General features: G+C 55.9%; 18 protein-coding genes. 14 read left to right on the top strand and 4 right to left on the bottom strand.

Features of this window, described 5'->3' with window-relative positions:
- Positions 1–568 precede the first annotated feature (568 nt).
- Positions 569–1,468 (bottom strand): LysR family transcriptional regulator, encoded by a 900-nt coding sequence (locus ACUNV4_RS05015; RefSeq protein WP_430877412.1) that lies wholly within the window; start codon positions 1,466–1,468, stop codon positions 569–571.
- Between the two features lie 97 nt (positions 1,469–1,565).
- Here ACUNV4_RS05015 and ACUNV4_RS05020 point away from each other — a divergent pair, with 97 nt between their 5' ends.
- The 7 genes from ACUNV4_RS05020 to ACUNV4_RS05050 all read left to right on the top strand — a co-directional run bounded on the left by ACUNV4_RS05020 (position 1,566) and on the right by ACUNV4_RS05050 (position 10,367).
- Positions 1,566–3,065 carry a sulfatase-like hydrolase/transferase gene (locus tag ACUNV4_RS05020; protein ID WP_430877413.1) on the top strand — a complete coding sequence of 500 codons (1,500 nt, stop codon included), beginning with the start codon at positions 1,566–1,568 and terminating at the stop codon, positions 3,063–3,065.
- A gap of 63 nt (positions 3,066–3,128) precedes the next feature.
- On the top strand, positions 3,129–4,109 hold the full coding sequence (locus ACUNV4_RS05025; protein WP_430877414.1) for a Bug family tripartite tricarboxylate transporter substrate binding protein: 981 nt from the start codon (positions 3,129–3,131) through the stop codon (positions 4,107–4,109).
- A gap of 67 nt (positions 4,110–4,176) precedes the next feature.
- Complete coding sequence (locus ACUNV4_RS05030) at positions 4,177–4,656, top strand: tripartite tricarboxylate transporter TctB family protein (RefSeq protein ID WP_430877415.1); 480 nt, start codon at positions 4,177–4,179, stop codon at positions 4,654–4,656.
- 8 nt (positions 4,657–4,664) lie between these two features.
- Complete coding sequence (locus ACUNV4_RS05035) at positions 4,665–6,149, top strand: tripartite tricarboxylate transporter permease (protein WP_430877416.1); 1,485 nt, start codon at positions 4,665–4,667, stop codon at positions 6,147–6,149.
- Positions 6,150–6,502: 353 nt separating this feature from the next.
- Positions 6,503–7,999, top strand: coding sequence for a sulfatase family protein (locus ACUNV4_RS05040; RefSeq protein ID WP_430877417.1), 1,497 nt, complete (start codon positions 6,503–6,505; stop codon positions 7,997–7,999).
- 507 nt (positions 8,000–8,506) lie between these two features.
- Positions 8,507–8,980, top strand: coding sequence for a single-stranded DNA-binding protein (gene ssb / locus ACUNV4_RS05045; RefSeq protein ID WP_430877418.1), 474 nt, complete (start codon positions 8,507–8,509; stop codon positions 8,978–8,980).
- Between the two features lie 67 nt (positions 8,981–9,047).
- Positions 9,048–10,367, top strand: a complete 1,320-nt coding sequence (locus ACUNV4_RS05050) for a hypothetical protein (protein WP_430877419.1) — start codon at positions 9,048–9,050, stop codon at positions 10,365–10,367.
- 6 nt (positions 10,368–10,373) lie between these two features.
- Here the strand turns inward: ACUNV4_RS05050 and ACUNV4_RS05055 are convergent, their stop codons facing one another.
- The 3 genes from ACUNV4_RS05055 to ACUNV4_RS05065 are packed head-to-tail and all read right to left on the bottom strand — an operon-like array spanning position 10,374 to position 13,295.
- Positions 10,374–10,910, bottom strand: coding sequence for a DUF2058 domain-containing protein (locus ACUNV4_RS05055; RefSeq protein WP_430877420.1), 537 nt, complete (start codon positions 10,908–10,910; stop codon positions 10,374–10,376).
- Positions 10,911–10,943: 33 nt separating this feature from the next.
- Positions 10,944–12,554: a DUF4403 family protein gene (locus ACUNV4_RS05060; protein ID WP_430877421.1), complete on the bottom strand. Its 1,611-nt coding sequence runs from the start codon at positions 12,552–12,554 to the stop codon at positions 10,944–10,946.
- Between the two features lie 39 nt (positions 12,555–12,593).
- A complete protein-coding gene (locus ACUNV4_RS05065; RefSeq protein ID WP_430877422.1) occupies positions 12,594–13,295 on the bottom strand; it encodes a glutathione S-transferase family protein in 702 nt (233 codons plus the stop codon).
- Positions 13,296–13,505: 210 nt separating this feature from the next.
- Here ACUNV4_RS05065 and ACUNV4_RS05070 point away from each other — a divergent pair, with 210 nt between their 5' ends.
- The 7 genes from ACUNV4_RS05070 (at position 13,506) to ACUNV4_RS05100 (ending at position 21,378) form a co-directional block, all read left to right on the top strand.
- The gene (locus ACUNV4_RS05070; protein ID WP_430877423.1) at positions 13,506–14,501 is read left to right on the top strand and encodes a DMT family transporter; all 996 of its coding nucleotides are present in this window, start codon (positions 13,506–13,508) and stop codon (positions 14,499–14,501) included.
- Between the two features lie 100 nt (positions 14,502–14,601).
- Positions 14,602–15,771 (top strand): methionine adenosyltransferase, encoded by a 1,170-nt coding sequence (gene metK / locus ACUNV4_RS05075; RefSeq protein WP_430877424.1) that lies wholly within the window; start codon positions 14,602–14,604, stop codon positions 15,769–15,771.
- A gap of 49 nt (positions 15,772–15,820) precedes the next feature.
- On the top strand, positions 15,821–17,131 hold the full coding sequence (ahcY, locus tag ACUNV4_RS05080) for an adenosylhomocysteinase (protein WP_430877425.1): 1,311 nt from the start codon (positions 15,821–15,823) through the stop codon (positions 17,129–17,131).
- 329 nt (positions 17,132–17,460) lie between these two features.
- Positions 17,461–18,462 carry an ABC transporter substrate-binding protein gene (locus ACUNV4_RS05085; RefSeq protein WP_430877426.1) on the top strand — a complete coding sequence of 334 codons (1,002 nt, stop codon included), beginning with the start codon at positions 17,461–17,463 and terminating at the stop codon, positions 18,460–18,462.
- A 97-nt stretch (positions 18,463–18,559) separates the two neighbouring features.
- Positions 18,560–19,423, top strand: coding sequence for an ABC transporter permease (locus ACUNV4_RS05090; RefSeq protein WP_430877427.1), 864 nt, complete (start codon positions 18,560–18,562; stop codon positions 19,421–19,423).
- On the top strand, positions 19,413–20,501 hold the full coding sequence (locus ACUNV4_RS05095) for a quaternary amine ABC transporter ATP-binding protein (RefSeq protein WP_430877428.1): 1,089 nt from the start codon (positions 19,413–19,415) through the stop codon (positions 20,499–20,501). Before ACUNV4_RS05090 ends, ACUNV4_RS05095 begins: the two co-directional genes overlap by 11 nt.
- A 115-nt stretch (positions 20,502–20,616) precedes the next feature.
- A complete protein-coding gene (locus ACUNV4_RS05100) occupies positions 20,617–21,378 on the top strand; it encodes a DUF2189 domain-containing protein (protein ID WP_430877429.1) in 762 nt (253 codons plus the stop codon).
- Positions 21,379–21,468 lie beyond the last annotated feature (90 nt).

Below are 21,468 nucleotides of genomic sequence, written 5' to 3' on the forward strand. Positions count from 1 at the left end.
ACTCAAGATCATCGCATCATTCCTGCCGCCACTACCCAAAAACGCCCAAATCAACCCACACGAATCCGCGTAGACCCGACTATTCCTTGTGGCAGAACCGGGCGTTCCGTGTCAAGAACTCACCGGTCCGCACCTGAAAACATATCACGTCGAGTTCCGGGAAACCAGAAGCTGTTGCAATGCTGCCTGAATTCCCGGTTGTCCATATCTCCCCTGACTGGCGTCCACCCTTGTATTCATGGAAGCATCCATTATGTTCATGAATGGATGGAAGCGAGTTGCAGTTACCTGCGCATCGGTTGGCAGGTGGGTGACAATATCCGATCGGCAAAGCTAGTCAAAAGTCGAAGATACACAACTCCTCAGGCCCTCCATGGCGCAAATCTCTGACGACCAGACGACCAGACGACCAGACGACCAGACGACCAGACGACCAGACGACCAGACGACCAGACGACCAGACGACCAATACGGGTTTTTGCGCTCGGAAAGATGCATGGCACGAAGAGTCAGTGACAGGCAGTGAAGTCAGGGTGTCGGAAATGCAGAGCCGAGACGTATCACACGTTCAGATTGCCTTGAACTCCTGTGTCACTGCATCCAGCAGTAAACCGGTCATGCCACTGACGTCGCTGGTCCTGTGCATGATGGCACCGTAGGCCAGCTTGATGGCAGGCTCCAACTTCAATACTCGAACCTCCGAGCTGGAGAATGCTGTCGGGCTGAATGGGTCGCAGATGGCAACACCCAGACCAGCAGCGGCCAGTTTGCAGCAGGTCAGGGAGGAAGAAGATTCTATGTCGACACTGAATGCCTCCGGCAGGCCTCGAATGCAGGCGTCTATTTGATCCCGTAACGGTTGTCGGCTGGGGAGTATGACTGTGCTGCTGGCCAGATCACTCAGGTTGACACGGGTTCGTCTTGCCAGAGGATGATCAGCAGAGACCACCACCACAGCACGCGATTTGAGCAGCGGTTTACTGAATAACAAGGGGTTTTTCAACGGAAGCAAGGCAAGGGCGACGTCCACCTGACGACTGTAGACCCATTCCTCTATATCGATTCTGCGACGCGCTTCCAGTGCCAGTCGTACGCTCGGATTTTTCTCACGGAAGTGAATCAACGCGCGCATGAAAGGCGCGGAATTGAGCAACGGCGGTGTTGCAGCAACGCGTAATCGGACACGCGAGTGCTCCGCGATCTCCCTGGCGATTTGCGGAATGAGGTCAATTCCCGAGATTGTCCCCTCGATGGACTTGAACAGTTCCACACCAGCTCTGGTGGGAATCATCGGCCCACCGCGTCGACGTGAGAAAAGGCGTATTCCAAGGGCATCTTCCAGCGCAGCAATCTGCTTGCTGAGCGCCGGTTGACTCAGGTTCAAGTCGTTGGCGGCAACGGAAACACTTCCCGCAGTCATGATCGCGCGATAGGCAATCAGCTGTCGCAGTGAGACTCTACCGCTCATGTAAGTAATTCCATTTTGTTATAGCCAGTACATTAAACATCATTTTCTTCATTATGGGTATTGCCTTAGGCTGACTTGAAACAAACAGGAGGGCCCAATGGCCACGGATCAACCGAATGTACTACTCATCTGCACAGATCACTGGGCTGCGGAGCACCTGGGGTTCGCCGGAAACGAAACCATACTGACACCCGGGCTCAATGAAATTGCGTCTTGCGGCGTCCGCTATACGAACGCCTACTCGGAGTGTCCCGTATGCATTCCGGCACGTCGTACCCTCATGACGGGCCAGTCTGCAAGATCTCATGGCGACAGAGTATTCAATGATCAATTGATCATGCCGGATGTGACCACGCTTGCTCAGGCTTTCCGAGATGCGGGCTATCAGGCGGATGCTGTGGGAAAATTGCACGTGCATCCCCAGCGTGACCGCATCGGGTTCGACTCGGTTCTACTGGATGATGAGGGACGTCCACAGTGGGGAACTCTGGATGACTACGATATCTATCTGGGGGACCAGGGCTTGCCCGGACGCCAGTTCGATCATGGCATGTCGAACAACCAGTATCACTGGAGACCCTGGCATCTTGATGAACAGCATCACGCCACCACTTGGGCCGCACGCAACATGGCACGTACCATCAAGCGACGTGACCCCACCAAACCAGCATTCTGGTACCTCGGATTTCGACATCCACACCCTCCGCTGGTACCACCACAGGCTTATATCGACCTGTATCGCAATATCGAACTGGATGAGCCTTACATAGGAGAGTGGGCCCGAGACCCTGACCAATTGCCCTATGCCATCTCGGCGTTGCAGAGTCGCAGCAACCTTTACACCAAGCATCAGATGCTTGAAGCGAAGCGTGCCTTTTATGCTCTTTGTACCCAGATAGACCATCAGATACGCTACTTGATCGGTACGTTGCGGTTGGAGGGACTACTGGACGATACCATCATCATGTTCACCAGCGACCACGGTGACATGCTGGGCAATCACGATATGGCGGCCAAACGCATCTTCTATCAGAGTTCTGCGAATATCCCGATGATTCTGATGCCCAACAAGGGCAACCCCAGAACCGACGAAGGTGTCGTCGATAATCGACTGGTCGGTTTTGCCGATGTCATGCCGACACTGCTGGATCTTTGCGGCATCGATATTCCGGAATCCTGTGATGGTATATCGATGGTCGGTGATCAGCGCAATGCTTGTATTTACGGTGAGTGCGGAGAAGATGATCATGCGTCGCGCATGATCAGAGACGACCGATACAAGCTGATCTACTATCCTGTCGGCCATCATTTTCAGCTTTTCGATCTGAACGAAGACCCGCGCGAGATGCTGGATATCAGCAATGAGCCTGCCCATGCTGAAGAGCTGGACAGATTGAAGAGCTTGCTGATATCTCGCCTATATGGTTCTGATATGGAGTGGTTTGACGGTGACAAGCTGGTCGGCAAGCCGGACAAGCCTTATCGATGGGCGCCCCATCGTAGTCTGAATTCTCAGCGAGGCGATGGCTGGCCGCCATCTCCCAAAGTCGACATCCCGCAGATTGAATGGACGCAGGAGCGCCAGCCAGAGGCATGAGCCTCTCCGGTGCAGAGCGCTGGAGAACATTGAAAAATAAACTGAAACGAGGAGAGAACTACCATGAGAAAGATAATGAACAAGGCCAGGCTTGCAGGTTTACTGACTGGCAGCTTGCTGGTTGCACTGGCTGTATCGACGCCTCTGATTGCCGCCGACTATCCGGTAAAACCCATCAATCTGATCATCGGCTTCAATGCTGGTGGTGGGACCGACCTGACCGGCCGCGCCCTTGCAGCTGAGCTGCAGGATGTCATGGGAAAACCTGTGGTGATCGTGAACAAACCTGGCGCCGCGAGCATGATTGCGGCGAGCTTCGTATCGAAGAGCAGGGCGGACGGCTATACGCTGTGGTACGGCTCTATCGGCAGCATGATACTGGCAAAGGAGCTGGGCAAGAGCGAACTGGATGTATTCAGTGACTTCAAGCAGGCCGGCACGGTCTCGAGACTGGTTCCCGCAATTGCAGTACCCGTGAACAGTCCGTATCAGAGTCTTCAGGACCTGATCGATGATGCGCGGAAGCGTCCTGGTGAGTTGCGTTGGGCACATAATGGCAGTGGTTCCGCATTCATGGCTGCCGGTGTCGGCTTCATCACTGCCAACGATCTGGATGTTCAGGCAGTTCCATTCAGCGGATCTGCCAAGACACGACAGGCCCTGATCGGCGAACAGGTGGATTTCGGTGTAGAGAACATGAATTCCGAAGTCAACTATGGCGAAAAGATGCGCATACTTGGAGTACTTCGCCAGTCTAAGTCTGATCTCATCGACCCATCGGTTCCAGCTGCCGGAGAAGAGGGCATTGACTTCATTGGCATCGACAGTCCTGTAGGTGTGCTGGCACCGGCCGGTACTTCCGATGAGGTCATGGCAATTCTGTCCGATGCCATTGCGGAAGCCGCTTCAACGGAAGGTTTTCGGGCAGCAATGGAAAAACTGCTGTTTCCTGTTGCACTGGTGCCGGCAAGCGATACCACAGCACAGGCCGAGAGCATTCTCGCCAACGTCAACAGCATTCTGCCCACCCTCAAGAGCGAATGACACCGCGTCGGCGGATAACGTGAATATCATTCGTTACCGCCGACCACTTCACCCACAGGAGTCAATCATGAGCCGCAACATTGGATGGGTGGTCAATCTCCTCATTCTGATCATTGGTTTGGTCTTTCTTCAGCAGTCATGGGGTATACCCACAGGAGGCTCGGATTCTGTCGGGCCACGTGCGGTGCCATTGGTAATCAGTCTCATCGTGGTGTTCTTGAGCCTGTGCATCATGGTCGTGAATCTGCTCAGGCCGGATATACCTGCGAAGGATGATGAAATCACCGTCAGGAACCTCACTCTCGAGTCTGGGCCATTGATGTTGCTGGTTGCTGTGTATGCTCAGCTGTTCTACTGGTCCGGCTATCTGGCGTCGACCTTCATTATCGCCTTGCTGGTCTTTCGCCTGTTTTCCAATTCCTGGAAACTGAGTCTGGCCAACGCCGCTGGCGGTTCTCTGATTTTCTATCTCGTATTCATCAAGGGTATGGGGATCTATGATCCGCCGGGCGCCTTGGTCGATATCTCCCAACTGTTGATCCGCTAGAACGAGCCATGGATATCTTCAATGGATTTGCCCATCTGTTCAGTAATGCGACTGCCGTCGGGTTTGTCGTACTGGCGGCTTTTGTCGGAGTGATCGTCGGTGCCATCCCGGGCCTTACCGCTGCTGCTGCAATAGCCATGCTTGTGCCGGTCACCTATTATCTGGACCCATTGTCAGCACTGGCATTTCTGTATGTCATAGGCAAATCGGGGCGGTTCGGAGGTTCCATTTCGGCCATCCTGTTCAATACTCCGGGTACGGCGGCCTCGGCTGCCACTCTCGCCGATGGCTATCCAATGGCAAAGGCCGGCAAGTCCGGGAAGGCGCTCAAGGTAGCAACCGTTTCATCCGTGTTCGGAGACTTTACCGGTGAGCTGATTCTGATCTTCGGAGCCGTAGCCATATCGTCGGTGACGGAGCGTTTCGGGCCACCCGAGTATTTCGCGGTTTACATGATGGCATTCATCGTTATCAGCTCCGTGACGGGTGACTCCATCATCAAAGGCGTTCTGAGTACCACTCTGGGGGTACTGGTGGCCATGATCGGTATTGATCCGATCAGTGCCGAGCCACGTCTGGATTTCGGGTCGATGGAATTGCAGTCAGGACTAGCCCTGATTCCCTTGCTCCTCGGGATATTCGTACTGGCAGAGCTTGCAATACAGATAGAAAACATGCGAGCCGGCACGGTGCTGGAAACTCGGACAAAAAGTACTGATCCGGATGCTTCACGCTTTACCTGGGCGGAGTTCAAACGCTGTGTTCCGGTCATGTTCAGGTCCTCCGTACTGGGGGCGTTCATCGGCATACTGCCGGGCCTTGGCTCCGCAGTGGCAGGTTTTTCGGCGTACGGCGAAGAGAAGCGTCGTTCGCGCGACCCTTCGAAATGGGGCACCGGAATCGTGGAAGGCATCGCGGCTCCTGAGTCAGCAAACAATGCCGTATCCGGTCCCACCATGATTCCGCTGCTGGCGCTGGGAGTACCAGGCAGTACCATCGCCGCCATTCTCATTGGCGTGTTTCTCATTCATGGCATACCGGTCGGGCCGTCCATCTTCAACACCTCACGTGACCTGATCTTCGGTCTGTTTGCTGCCGGGCTTCTGGGTATCCTGCTTTACGGGATCATTGGTTACTTCGGCGGGCCCTTGATCGGACGCATCATTGCCATGATACCGCCCAGGCTTGTCTATCCCTATATATTCCTGACTTGCATTGTGTCGGCCTATTCCTCCAGAACCAGTATCTCCGACATCTTCATCATGTGTGGTGCAGGATTTCTGGGTTATTTCATGCGAAAGAATGGTTTTTCGCCTGCTGCGTTCATTATCGCCTTCGTGCTTGCCTCGGGTGCTGAAGAGGCCTTTCGGCAGTCATTGTTGCTGTCGAACAGTGGTTGGCTGATATTCATGGAACGACCGTGGGCATTGCTCTTCTTTACCATTGCATTGCTGGTATCCGTGCAGAGAATCTGGCAAAAGACCAGAAGATAGAAAGCAGGCAATCAGAGTAGAGCGGGCAGACATGAACAGATGCAGGCACGCAATACCAATGGGGGAATACGCGTGAGCGCAGTGGGGGTAGTGGATCCATGGGGTATGCCTGCCCCCGGTCCTTGTTGACGGCAGGACAGGCAGTGCACGATTTCGGTTCCGTCAGTGAGCAGATGGTCAGGTTCCAGGCTGTGGGAGTCGTGCCTGAGATTGCTGCTACAAGCGGGTTTGACACGCCGATTGCCGCTGCTGCGCTGCAACCGCTGCGATGTACGGACGCTGCGGACTACAACTTCATGGGCTGGTGGAAACCAGACACCTTCATCCATTCACTCAAACGGTAATTCAGGACAATGAAAAAGCCCAATATTCTCGTCGTCTATGCTGATCAGATGCGCTACGACTGCATGGGACCTTCCGGCAATCCGGACGTCAAGACACCGCATCTGGACCGTTTGGCGCAGGAAGGTACGACATTCGACAATGCCTTTGTTTCATACCCGTTGTGTACGCCGTTCCGCGGCTCGTTTCTGACTGGCAAGTATGCGCATTCCAACGGGTTGTACTCGAATCATTTTGCCATCGAGCCAGAACGTCAACCGTCGATAGGACCCATTTTGCGAGAGTCTGGGTATCACAACGGCTACATCGGAAAGTGGCATCTGTTTGGTGGGCCCAAGCCTGGATTCGTGCCTCCCGGTCCAGACCGCATGGGCTTTGATCATTTTGTCGGCTACAACCGTGGGCATCAATACATGGATGCTGTCTACTTCCGAGACACAGAACAACCCTATCGCTGCAAACGCTATGAGCCGGACGTTCAGACAGAGCACACTATTGACTTCATGCAGTCGGTACTGGAAAAACCCGGCGACAATCCGTTCTTTGCCTATGTCTGTTTCGGGCCACCGCATTTTCCCATGGACATGCCCGATTACCTGAAAAAAATGTATGACCCGAACAGTTTGAGCCTGCCGCCTGGTGTTCCCGATGCCGACGCACAGCGGGCGTTTGTTCGCGAGCGCATAGATTACGATTTTGACGGCGATGCCAATGTGTTGGAGAAGAGCAAGGCGGCAGGTGGTTCAAAAAAGCCGGGAGAACCCGAGACTGAAGCTGAGATTCGACAATTCATGGCGGAGTACTACGCCATGATTTCCAATGTCGATCACAACGTCGGCATCCTGCTGAACTGGCTGGAAGGCCGAGGTGTGCTGGACGACACCATCGTCATTTTTCTGAGTGATCACGGTGACATGTTGGGTCAGCACGGGCATTTCTGCGGATGGAAGCGTTCATGCTTTCGCAGCTCGATGCAGGTGCCGTTCTTTGTGAGATACCCCAAACGTTTCGGGGCTGGCAAAAGAGCCGCCTCTCTGGTCGATATATCAATCGACAGCATGCCTACCTTGCTGGAGATATGTGGTCTGCCGATACCTGACGGGGTGCAAGGCAAGAGCCTTGTCCCGGTGCTCGAAAGCGATACTCCCGTTCGCGAAGCAGTCATGTATGAGCTGATGAAGCAAAGTCAGGGCGGAAGAGAACAACAGCACGCGAAACCTGAGCGCGGGATACGGACACTGGAGTGGTTATACGTCAGAAAGAAAGATAAACCTGTCTACCTGTTCGATCAGGTCAACGACCCTCTGGAGCAACACAATCTGCTGGACAATCCAGCCTACGCGCATGTTCAGAAGGAACTGGATGCCAGAGTGCGCGAACACATGAACGCCACAGGCGACGATTATGATCTGGAAATGCCGTGGCCGCCGAGAGATTTTGTCGGACACGCCGAAGCGGACAGAATCCTGAAGTCCGAGATTCATGCGCAGGCCATTACGGTACCTTGATGCTGAGTGGTTGTAGAGAGTGTTGCGTGAAGTAATGCAGGAACCTTGAAGTATCAGTCACGCTCTGATTCACCAACACCTCGGCAGCTTGGCGTCCACTCGGTAGATGCTCTGCCAGGCTTGTCTCCGGGAACTGAAGGGATGCACGACACAGAAGTCCGCCTCCCCCGGTTCGACAGCTGACCGGGTGTGTGGGTCAGCCCCTGTCTGCTGTAGAATGCGTGTCCCGTTGCGGGGGTGAGAATCAGCCCACATGGCAACCTGGTGGCGGCAAAGGCCTGATACTTCCTGTACTCGAGTGATCGACTGGGCTCGGCACTGCCATAAGGTAGCGAAAGTGAGATCTCGGCCACACGGGCTATTGCCTGAGGGCGGCGGGTGATCCCGGATATCGCTGTAAGCAAAGCCAGTCAAGAGAGGAAAAGATACAATTCCTCAGGCACCCCTACGGTACAATTCACTCACCGCCGAACGGACTGGGCGGCTATTCACAATTAGGAGAAAAGCATGGCACGTGGAGTAAACAAAGTCATACTGGTTGGTAACCTTGGCGCAGACCCCGAGGTGCGTTACATGCCCAGCGGTGGTGCGGTAACCAACATCAGTATCGCGACATCCGAACAATGGACCGACAAGGCATCCGGACAGAAGCAGGAGCGCACGGAATGGCACCGCGTCACACTCTTCAACCGCATGGGGGAGATCGCGGGTGAATACCTGAAAAAGGGCTCTCAGGTCTACATCGAAGGGTCGATACGTACTGACAAGTATCAGGACAAGAATACCGGGGAAGATCGATATTCCACACAGATCATCGCTCGGGACATGCAGTTGCTGGGTGGGCGAAGCGATGGCAGCAGTGGCGGCGATTACAATCAGGGACGCTCGCAACAGCCACCACAAGTTGCCCAGAATCCATCAACAACGACACCGGTGCAAACGGCAGCAGGTGCGGAATTCGACGACGACATCCCGTTCTGATCCGCTGACAAACGGGGTTCGGATAAAGGCGGCGTGCCTCCATGCGCCGCATATTTCAGGTATCACGATGCAACACTTCTCAATCGCTCTGCTGCTGACCACCTCGATCATGGCAGGAGCCACCCAGGCCGCGGCTTCCGATAACCTGTGTGAAGGCTTGTTCACCGGTACGGAGCGTGTGACGATCCCGGCGGTCGCCAAGCCGCCGTTCATGAAGTACTACAAGGATCCGGCTTTCGGCAGCAAGGTCATTCGGATCACCGATGCACGTGAGGGAGAGATCTTCAAACCGGCCTACAGCTCGATGCAGGCCTGGAATGCAGATGAGTCCATGCTGTTGCTGTATCGCGGTGGCGACAATCCTGCCCATGTACTGGTCGATGGCAAGACTTACGAGCCGTTTCGGGAGCTGGACATCATCCCTTCCGACCTCGAGGAGGTTTACTGGAGTCATACCGATCCCGACACCTTTTATTACGTCAGCAAGTATTCACGCGACTATGGCTTCCTGAAGCGCTACAGCATCAAGGATGACAAGTCCTACAAGGTGCGGGATTTCTACGACATCTGTGGCAAGCAGGGCCTGCCGACAGGCGGCAATGATGTGCAGATGCAGTCGCTTGACGACGATCTGTTCGGCTTCCGCTGCCGCAAGAGCGAAGATGAATTCTTCATGTTTTCCTATCGCCCTAGCACAGATGAAGTCATTCAGGCACCGTTGAGCAAGGAGCAGGGTTGGGATCCGTGGAGTGCTCCCATTGCGGGCCCGTCCGGTGAACGATTCTGGTTGCAGGGCAAGGTTCTGGAGCCCGACATGAAAACGGTCGCGCTGAAACAGGACATGTACAAATACCACGAACATGCCAACATCGGCCAGACCCACGACGGGCAGGATGCTGTTTTTCAGACGGTATTCGATCCCTCTCCCAATGGCTGTGATGACGACCTCTGGCAGGGGGTCGGTCACCTGATCGTGCACAACATGGAAACCGGCGAGTGCCGACCGGTCATCAATGAAGCAAAGGGCTATCCCTACACCACCTCGGGTACTCATGTGTCGGCTCAGGCCTACCGGAATCCAGGGTGGATCGCGATGTCCAGCGTCGGCTATGGTTCCTTTGATTTCTTCAGCAACAAGCGCAAGGCACCGGCATTGCTATCGGAAATCTATCTGGCCAATACCGATCCGGACAATGAAGTCGTCTGCCGCCTGGCGCATCATCGCTCATTCGGCAAGGATGCCAAGCGAGGCGGCTACAAGGCCTATTTCGGGGAACCGCATGCCACCATCAGTCCCAGTGGCACGCGAATCGTCTTTGGTTCGGACTGGTATGACTCGGGTTCGGTCAATGCCTTTGTCATCGAGTTGCCAGCCTACGAAAAATAGCGGCTTCTACCACATGAGATCGTCGGGAATTTCATAACCGGCATACTCGTCGTCGATTTCCTCGTCGGTCTCATCCCGCGTGTTGAGCAATACCAGCCAGCTCTGGTCTCGTTCACCGATTTTCTCGGCCGCCTGTCGTGGCACGATAACCAGCTCATCACCCTGACCGACGATGGCCAGAGCGCCGCGGATCAGGGCCTGACGGTGATCGGTCGTCAGCATCAGAGTCTTGATGACACCGGCGTGATCGAATCTGTACTCCGTATCCCCACGTTCGGTAATGGCATTGAGGTCCACGATCTGACGTATCTGGGCCTGAATGGCCTTCTGACGGGCGGCGCGGTCTCTTTCGGCGTTGAGTTCACGGTCGCGTGCCAGCGCTTCGGCTTTGCGCTGCTTGACCAGCTCGGCTGTTTCATCGACGATCTCGGCGCCCTTGCGCTGCATTTTTTCCTTGGTATTCTGCGCCTTGCGTGCCTTGACCACCTGTTTCTGGCTGGCGATGCCTGCCTGTCGAAGTTGTTCCTGTAATGACTTTGCCACTGCCTGAGTCCTGTGTTGTTCGGTTTCGTTGAATTACTTCAACGGTTTCTTCAGTACGGTCAATGGTATATCGATATCGAGCTCCGCACTGACACGAGTGCGTGCCACGAGTGCATCGGCCTCGGCGTGGATGCCCAGCAGGCGAATGTCGAGCTTGTCGGCACGGATGTTCAGATCACCGGTACGAGCGGGGTCCTGCAACTGTAACAGCAGGGCCTGTTCCAGTCTGTGAGTGTGAGTCGACAGATCGAGAGTCGCTGCACGTTCGATCGCTGCAATGATCTGCCCTTCAAAAACGGTGCTGACCAGGTTCCACAGGGTGGAGTCCAGCAATCGGGACAGGCGGATATTCTGTAACTGCAGTTGCTCGCGATCAGGATCCACCATGGGGGTGGCAGTCAGATAGAGCTCGCCTCGGGTATTTTTTCGGGTACCGGGTAGCTGCGCGATGAATTCCAGTGCCACGGTCACGCCATCGCGGTTGCCGGACAAGGCTATCTGCGTCAGCGTCACGCTGACCCGGCCCGCGGCAGAATCGGAGGTGAAAGTCTTGTCCAGTACCAGGGGGGATATGACGGCAGCCAGCTGCTGGTAGTCTGCACGCAGCAACAGGTTGAACTCCGTTCGGCTGGCCTGGAAGTCGACCTTGCGCAGTGGAGGCAGGTCAAGATCTTCGGGGTGGAGCGCTTCACTGGCAACGACGGTGGTGCCTTCCAGTTCGAAACCGATACCCAGTTTGTCGGCTTCGGTCTGAATGCCGGAAAAGGCAAAGCCGGTGGGTACGATATTCAGATGAACCTGCTGGGGACCGGGAGTCGGGGTCGCATTCGTATCATCGGCTGGTGATGGTATTTCCAGAGGGAAGCTGTAGCTGCGCCAGTGCTCCGTCAGCTGCTGGCGAAACCGGCCACAGTCGATGCTGTCGTTGATACGCGGTTCCAGCGCAGCCAGTTGCTTGTTCAGAGCGTCATTGACGATATTCTCAAGGTCCATGTCGAGCTTGCCACGCCATAACGCTGTGGGTTTTTCGGTCCAGCGGTAACTGGCATCAACCCGTAGCTGGGGGCACCAGTCGGCCTGCATCATCAGTGTGGTGTTGATCGTGCTGACAAGTGCACCGCTGACCCGTAATGATGACAGGCCCAGAGCCTGAGCCGCAGCGCCGCGAATTCCGACCATGCCACTGAAGCGCAAAGGCGCGGAGGCGGTGATCAGGCCTTGTACACCCGATAACTGCAATGCTGCTGTTCGTTCGATCAGCAGGTCCCATTGTGCGGTACCACAGGCCTTGATCCCGATGATGCGCTTGCACACCTGCCGCTCACCGACCACCGGGTAGGAGGCTGGTAGCTGGTCTGCGGCGATGGCCTCGATATCCTCATAGCTGACTCGGGCACGCAATCCGAAACGGCTGATCCCGGGCTGCTCCCGGAGAGCTTTCCCGTCCTGGATGGCGCCCGGTTTTTCGCTGACTTGTGCCGGAGCAGGGTCGCGCTGGCAAGCACTGGTCAGCAGCACTGTCAGGACGGCCAGGATAATTCGGCTGTGCCAGAAGCTGCCGATGCGACTGCGTCCGGCAGGCTGACGTTCGTTTTTCGGCAGATTGCGGCGCAGCGATGAGACGCTGCCTGGGTCATGTGTCATTGTCTGGCGACCGAGTGACGGGGCGAGGCTGTGTCGGACTCAATCAACGGCGGGAACTTGCAGACCGCGTTCGACGGCGGGTCTCTGCAGGCAGCGATCCAGATAGCTCATCGTGTTCTCGAACTCTGCCATCCGGAAATCCTCGCCGGCTCCGTAGACGTCTCGCACCGCACGTAGCCAGGGGAAAATGGCGATATCGGCAATCGTATACTGCTCACCCACCATGAATGGCTGGCTCTTCAGTTGCTGTTCCAGCACTGCCAGAAGGCGCCGTGATTCATCAATGAAGTGCTGCTTCGGTCTGGGGTCCGAGACCTCCTTGCCAGCGAATTTCTTGAAATAGCCATACTGGCCGAACATGGGGCCCAGTCCGCCCATCTGGAACATCAGCCATTGCAGAGTCTGGGCGCGCCCCCTGGCATCGGCCGGAATGAGCGTGCCGGTCTTGTCTGCAAGGTAGAGCAGGATTGCGCCAGACTCCCAGAGCGTGATCAGTTGACCACCGGGTCCATGCGGATCGATGATGGCCGGTATCTTGTTGTTCGGGTTCAAGGACAGAAATGCCGGCGTATGCTGATCACCTCTGATGCTTACCGTATGGGCTTCGTAGGGTAATCCCATTTCCTCCAGAGCAATCGATACCTTCACGCCGTTAGGAGTGGGGTAGGAGTACAGCTGCAATCGGTCCGGGTCCGTCGCTGGCCAGTGATGGGTGATGGGGTGGTCTGTCAGAGTCGTCATGCGATGTCGAAGAATGCCTGTCAGCGGGTTGGTATCCAGTACACTAGCCGCTTTCGCGCTACAGAGCGACCGTGCAGAGGGTTTCCTGGCAGGACATTCCTGATCAGGTAACGCTGTGCAGGTAACGCTCCCTTGGTAGTTCGTAGCTGGCGATCTCATCAACCAACTGCCGGCATCTGTGCAGGTGTCGACACCGATCGGATTCGATTCATGACAGGAATATTCCTGATCTTCAGCGCCTGTATCCTGTGGGCGCTGGATACGCTGGTTCGCTACCCCTTGTTGTTCAGCGGCGTCAGTCCGTGGTCCATTGTCTGGTTCGAACATCTGTTCCTGGTACTCGTCATGCTGTACTGGATGAGGCCGTTGTGGCGAAAGGCTCTGTTCGACAGGCGGGCACTGCTGGCGTTTCTGGTCGTGGGAGGACTGGGCTCGGCCGTGAGTACGGTGGCCTTTACCAATGCGTTCACCCTGATCAATCCCTCCGTCGTGATCCTCATCCAGAAATTGCAGCCCCTGGTCGCGGTGACACTGGCTGCTGTCCTGCTCAAGGAGCGTGTCGATCGGCATTTCGTCTTCTGGCTCGGAGTCTGTCTGCTGGGTAGTCTGCTGATTGCCGCTGGCGACCTGATGCCGGCCCTGCAGCCTGCGAACTGGGCGGGTCGAGAGTCCCGGGACCTGTTGCTGGGCTACGGCTGTACCTTGATAGCCGTGTTGGGGTGGGGTGCGGCCACCGTATTCGGCAAACAGTTGAGCAATCGCGGATTCAGTACCACCGATCTGATGTCCGGACGATTCCTGGTGGGGTTCCTGGTGTTGACGCCACTGGCCTGGCTGCTGGCCTCGCCTACCGAAGTGCTGGATATGCAGATGCCTCTGCAGTTTCTGGGAGAGGGGCCCACTTTCAATGTCCTGACCCTGATCGCTGCGATGGTGCTGATTTCAGGACTGGGGGGCATGGGCTTCTACTATCTGGGCATGCAGCGCCTGCCGGCGCGTACTTGCGCTGTAGCCGAAATGTTCTTCCCGGTCGCGGCGGTGATCATCAACTGGCTGGTGTTGGGGCAAACCCTGACGGCGCTGCAGATTGTCGGTGCAGCCGTGTTGCTGGGTGGTAGCACCATGGTGGCATTGTCACAATCTGCTCAGACGCCGGCAGCTACCAGGGGCAGCTCTGCCAACGAGAGCGTAACTGCGCCTGATTAAAGCCGGGAACAGTGAATGCCGTTACGGGAACAAACATATAAATACATCCTTATGTGTTTATGGGTACAATGGAGTTCGAAATTCAATCGAGACCGGTGTAATGGCGCAAGACTATATCTTCACTTCTGAATCGGTGTCCGAGGGTCACCCGGACAAGATGGCCGATCAGATCTCCGATGCGGTACTGGATGCGATCCTGAAACAGGACAAGGGCGCACGGGTGGCCTGCGAAACGCTGGTGAAGACCGGTCTGGTGATCATCGCCGGTGAAATCACGACCAGTGCCTATGTGGATCTGGAAGCACTGGTGCGCAAGACGGTGACGGACATCGGCTACGATCGTTCCGCCGTCGGCTTCGATGGCGAGACCTGCGCCGTACTCAACGGCATCGGCAAACAGTCTCCGGATATCGCTGATGGTGTCGACCGGTCCACACCGGAAGAGCAGGGTGCTGGCGATCAGGGTCTGATGTTCGGCTATGCCAACAACGAAACCGATGTTCTCATGCCGGCACCGGTCACTTATGCGCACCGCCTGGTGCAACAGCAGTCCAAGGTTCGCCGTGACGGTACACTTGCCTGGTTGCGACCTGATGCGAAGAGCCAGGTGACCCTGCGTTATGTGGATGGCAAACCAGCCGGTATCGATGCGCTGGTGCTCTCCACTCAGCATGATCCGGAAATCTCTCAGAGTGACCTGCACGAAGCGGTCATGGAGCACATCCTGAAGCCGGTACTGCCTGCCGAGTGGTTGGCCAATTGTCCGCAGAACAAGATTCACATCAATCCGACAGGCGTTTTCGTGATCGGTGGTCCCGTGGGTGATTGTGGCCTGACCGGACGCAAGATCATCGTTGACACCTACGGTGGCATGGCCCGTCACGGTGGGGGTGCCTTCTCGGGCAAGGATCCGTCGAAGGTCGACCGCTCTGCCGCCTATGCCGGTCGCTACGTGGCAAAGAATGTCGTGGCAGCCGGACTGGCCGACAAGTGCGAGATTCAGGTGTCCTACGCCATCGGTGTCGCTGAGCCCACGTCCATCAGTATCGAGACATTCGGCACCGGCAAGATCGACGATCGCAGGATCGAAGCCATCATCAAGGATGTCTTCGATCTCCGCCCCTATGGCATCGTCAACATGCTGGACCTGATTCGTCCCATCTATCAGCAAACGGCTGCCTATGGTCACTTCGGTCGTGAACTTCCCGATTTCACCTGGGAGATGACCGATCGCGCCGATGCGTTGCGTCAGGCTGCCGGTCTGAGTTGAGCCACTGCCGGCCAGCTCGATATCCACAACTTCAGAGACCCATCAAACAATGAATGCATCAGTACAAGACGCAAGCGGTGACTACAAGGTTGCCGACATAGGCCTGGCCGATTTCGGTCGCAAGGAAATTGCCATGGCCGAGCATGAAATGCCGGGTCTGATGGCCTTGCGCGAAGAATATGCCGGCAAACAGCCACTGGCGGGTGCCCGTATCGCCGGCTGTCTGCACATGACCATTCAGACGGCGGTGCTGATTGAAACACTGACGGCTCTGGGCGCCGAAGTGCGCTGGTCATCGTGCAATATCTTCTCGACACAGGATCACGCTGCGGCGGCCATTGCGGCTTCCGGTGTACCGGTATTTGCCTGGAAAGGCGAGACCGAAGAGGAGTTCGACTGGTGTATCCACCAGACCATCAAGGGCCCTGATGGTTGGGTACCGAACCTGATCCTCGATGATGGTGGCGACTTGACGGTCATGATGCACAACGACTATCCGGAGCTGCTCGCCGACATCAAGGGCCTGTCCGAGGAAACCACGACCGGCGTTCACCGTCTGGTTGAAATGGCGAAGAAAGGTACGTTGAAAGTACCAGCCATCAACGTCAATGATTCGGTTACCAAATCCAAGTTCGACAACCTCTATGGCTGCCGTGAGTCACTGCTTGACGGCATCAAGCGCGCCACCGATGTCATGGTGGCTGGCAAGATTGCTGTCGTTCTGGGCTATGGCGATGTGGGCAAGGGCTGCGCCCAGGCATTCCGCGGCATGGGAGCAACCGTCTGGGTTACAGAGGTCGATCCCATCTGTGCCTTGCAGGCGGCGATGGAAGGCTATCGGGTCGTGGTCATGGATGATGTGGCCGACCAGGCCGATATCGTGGTTACCTGTACCGGCAACGTCAATGTCGTTACCCACGATCACATGAAGAAGATGAAGAACGAGGCCATCGTCTGCAACATCGGTCATTTCGATAACGAGATCGATGTAGCCGGCCTGCGCCAGTACACCTGGGAGAACATCAAGCCACAGGTTGACCAGGTCATCTTCCCCGACGGCAAGCGTATTACCCTGCTGGCCGAAGGTCGTCTGGTGAACCTCGGCTGCGGTACCGGTCACCCGAGTTTCGTGATGTCTGCCTCCTTCACCAATCAGGTGCTGGCTCAGATCGAACTGTGGGAACGCAGTGAGAACTATTCTGTCGACGTTCATGTACTGCCCAAGGCGCTGGACGAAAAGGTTGCGCGACTGCATCTGCAGAAGATCGGTGCCAGGTTGACCACGCTGTCCAATGAGCAGAGCGAGTATCTCGGTCTGGACACGGCAGGCCCCTACAAGCCGGAACATTATCGTTACTAGCTCAGGCAGGAAATCCTCAGCGAAGACCAGCCAACGGGCCGGGGTCGCAGGAAACAATAATTAACGCTTTCCATACCGAAGGCGTGAACTGGCTGCAAATCGACGCCGGAGAAACTTCAGACAGTTCTGTCTGCGGTTCTCCGGCGTTTTTCGTTGGGGCGCAGGTGTCGGGAAACATGTGATGTTCTGCTATGCTGCTGTTCTGTAGGCGACGTTCATTTGCTTGCCTTTCGGGAATTCACTAGAGTGATGACAATTTTGCGCAAGTCATGCGCGAAGGTCTTTAGTGCGTCATACTTGTATGGTTGATGACAAACAAGAGGAATTACATGTTGAAGAAAAGATATCTGGCCAGCGCGATCGTTGCTGCGGGTCTGCTCGGTGGACAGAGCGCCAACGCAGCTGAAGAATGTGGTGACGTGACAATCGCCAGCATGAACTGGGCGTCGGCGGAACTGATAGCGGAAATCGACAAGGTCATTCTGAGTGAGGGTTATGGTTGTGACGCGGAGCTGATTTCCGGCGATACCATGCCCACGTTCACATCCATGAACGAGAAGGGTGAGCCGGACTTGGCGCCGGAGCTGTGGGTCAACGCTGTGCGGGAACCTCTCGATGCGGCGGTCGACGAAGGGGCGCTCATCATCGCGGCTGAAGTGCTGTCCGATGGTGGTGAGGAAGGCTGGTGGATTCCCAAGTACGTGGCCGATGCCAACCCCGATATCAAGACACCTGCCGATGCGCTGGAACGACCCGATCTGTTCCCTGCGCCGGAAGATGACTCCATGGGTGCCGTGCACAACTGTCCGGCAGGTTGGAACTGTCAGATTACCACCGGCAATCTGTTCAAGGCCTATGGCGGCGAGGAGAAAGGGTTCGAACTGGTGGATACCGGTTCATCCGCCGGTCTGGACGGATCCATCGCAAAAGCCTACGAGCGGGAAGAGGGTTGGCTGGGATACTACTGGTCGCCAACTGCCATTCTGGGCCGCTACGAGATGGTAAAACTCGACATGGGCGAGCATGACAAGGAAGAGTGGGATGCCTGCACTGCGGTACTGGATTGTGCAGAACCCAAGGTCAATGGTTGGGCGAAGAGCGAAGTGTTCAGTGTCGTGACCAAGGAATTCGCCGAGAAGGCTGGTGTTGCCATGGATTACATCGGTACACGCAGCTGGGAAAACAGTACGGTGAATACCTTGTTGGCCTGGATGGCTGATAACCAGGCAACGGGCGAAGAAGCTGCCTATCATTTTCTGGAGAACTACGAAGACGTCTGGGGTGCCTGGGTGTCGGAAGAGGCAATGGGTAAGGTCAAGGACTCGCTCTGAGCAACTGATCACCATTTGACGAAAGGCGGCTACGGTCGCCTTTCGTATTTCTACCAAGGAGAAACTGTTTGTGGAATGGCTTAACGAATTTCCTGCGATGGACAAGACAGCTCTGCGTGAGTTGAAAAAAGGTATTGATGGCGGTTTTCGGGCCTGGACCCGGGAGCATGGGGATGCGGTCGAGGCTTTTTTTGAGCCCATCAAGCAGATGCTGATCTGGTCCGAGAAATTCCTGTTGGAAACTCCCTGGCCGATCATACTGCTCGGCATTGTTGCGATTGCCTGGTTTGCCAGTCGCAGCTGGAAGATCACGCTGATGACATTCGTCACCATGGTATTGATCGGTTACTTCGACATGTGGGACAACACCATGCGAACCATTTCGATCATGCTGGTGTCCACGTTTGTATCCATCGTGTTGGGTATCCCCATCGGCATAGCCATGTCCAAGTCGGACAAGCTTCAATCACTGGTGACGCCGGTGCTTGACGTGATGCAGACCATGCCGGGTTTCGTCTATCTGATACCGGTGGTCATGCTGCTGGGTATCGGCAAGGTTCCCGGTTTGCTTGCGGTCGTGATCTATGCGATACCGCCCATCATTCGTCTTACCAATCTCGGAATACGCATGGTGGACAAGGAAGTGCTGGAGGCCGCTGACGCCTTCGGTTCATCGGCCTGGCAACGATTGAAGAACGTGCAGATACCATTGGCCATGCCAACGATCATGGCCGGCATCAACCAGACCATCATGATGGCTCTGGCACTGGTCGTCATCGCTTCCATGATCGGTGTCAAGGGATTGGGACAGCCCGTACTGCAAGCCATTGCAAACCAGTATTTCACTCTGGGCATGTTCAATGGTCTGGCAATCGTCGGAGTGGCGATCATTTTCGATCGGGTCAGTCAGGCATATGGCAAGCGACTGCAGTCGCACTCGGAGGTCGTTCATGGGAAGTGAGGCTACAGCGGGTATGGAAGAGCAGAATTCCAGCGTCGAGATCCGTGGTCTCTACAAGATATTCGGCAAGCGACCTGAGCATTACATGCAGGCCGTCAAGGATGGGATGAGCAAGCAAGAGCTTCAGGAAAAGCACGGACATGTGCTCGGCCTGAAAGACATCAATCTTTCCATGAGGGCCGGCTCCATACAGGTCGTCATGGGGCTGTCCGGCTCGGGAAAATCAACGCTGATCCGTCATATCAATCGACTGATTGATCCGACAGACGGTGAAGTCATTGTCGGTGGTCAGGATGTCTGCAAGATGAATACACGCGCCTTGCGTGAATTCCGGCGTCACGAGACGGCCATGGTGTTCCAGAAATTTGCCCTGCTGCCACATCGAACGGTCATCAATAACGTGGTGTACGGTCTGGAGGTGCAGGGCGTACCGCGGGATCGTCAGGAGAGCGAAGCGCGTCGCTGGATCGATCGGGTCGGATTGTCCGGGTTCGAGGACAACTTCCCCAATCAGTTGTCCGGTGGCATGCAACAGCGTGTCGGTCTGGCGCGTGCACTGGCCAACGATGCACCTCTGTTGTTGATGGACGAGGCATTCTCGGCGCTCGATCCCTTGATTCGCATGGACATGCAGTCGGTGTTGCTGGACTTGCAGAGCGAATTGCACAAGACCATCGTATTCATTACCCACGATGTCGACGAAGCACTACGGCTGGGAGATCGCATCGCCATACTGCGGGACGGGGAGGTGATTCAGGAGGGTACCGGGCAGGATATCGTGCTGGAACCCGCCGATGAGTACATCCAGAATTTCGTCAAGGACGTCAATCGTGGCCGCGTCATCCTGACAGAGAGTGTCATGAATGAAGGTCCGCATGCCGATGCGGTATCGGAGATCACCGTGACCGATCATCTGGAAACGGCTGCGCGCACCATGTCCGAGGACGAAGTGGTGGCGGTCAATATCAAGGATGAGGACGGCAAGATCGTCGGGCATCTGGATATGGAAAGCACGGTGGCTGCCATTGTCAAGCAGGAGGACCGACACACCAGCACGGACGAGAAACCTGCGATCTGATGCCTGTGCGGGTCAGGCTACAAGCTGGATGAGTGCCGACTTGATATAGCTCAACGGCATCAGTTGCGGTTAGCGCTAGAGTATTGATCTGGTCACTGCGAATGCTGGTACCGTGATGCATGAGTATGTCAAGAATGGCGAAGAGTCGGGCGGTTCCCGATCACACCGCGAGTCGGGAACCGCCCTGAAAGTACGAGTCAGGAAGGTGACGTGGCAAGCGCCGGGGCGATGGCTGGTCGGCGGTTTTCGAGACATCCCCGCCAGCGGCTATCGTAGTCTGTTCTACGGAATGTGCTTTGTTCTGATGGGGCTCGGAATCGACAGTGCTCACGTCGAGAATCCGGCCGTGGCGCTGGGATTGAGTGCCGCCTTTCTGTTCACCGGTCCTTTTCTGTCGATGGGAATCTACGAACTTTCGCGGCAGTTGCAGGCAGGTGAGCGGCCCGATTTGCTGCTGTCACTGTTCAGCTGGTGTCGAAATCCGGCAGCGGCTGGTCGCTTTGCCTTTTTTCTGAGTGTGGTGATGGTGCTCTGGCTGGGGCTTTCATCAACTTTGCTGGAAGCTGCCGGGGACGGCCCCGATTTGCTGTTTGCTCTCGCGTTGCTGGTCTGGGCGCTACTGGCGTTGTCCGTGCTGATGGCCAGTGCCGTGGCTATTCCGATGCTACTCGATCAGACTGTCAGCGCTCTGGAGGCTGTGCGTAGCAGTGTGGCCTGTTTCATGCGCAACAAGCTGGTGCTGTCGTTCTGGTTTCTGATCGTTGCCCTGGCCGTGATCCTGTCTCTGAGTCTGCAGTACTGGCCTTTGCTGTTATTGGGGCCTTGGCTGGGACATGCTACCTGGCATTCGTATGAAGAGTGTCTGGACAGAACCTGAAACACCGACACAGACACAGACACAGACACAGACACAGACACAGACACAGACACAGACACAGACACAGACACAGACACAGACACAGACACG

It is taken from the genome of Granulosicoccus sp. 3-233, assembly GCF_052681095.1.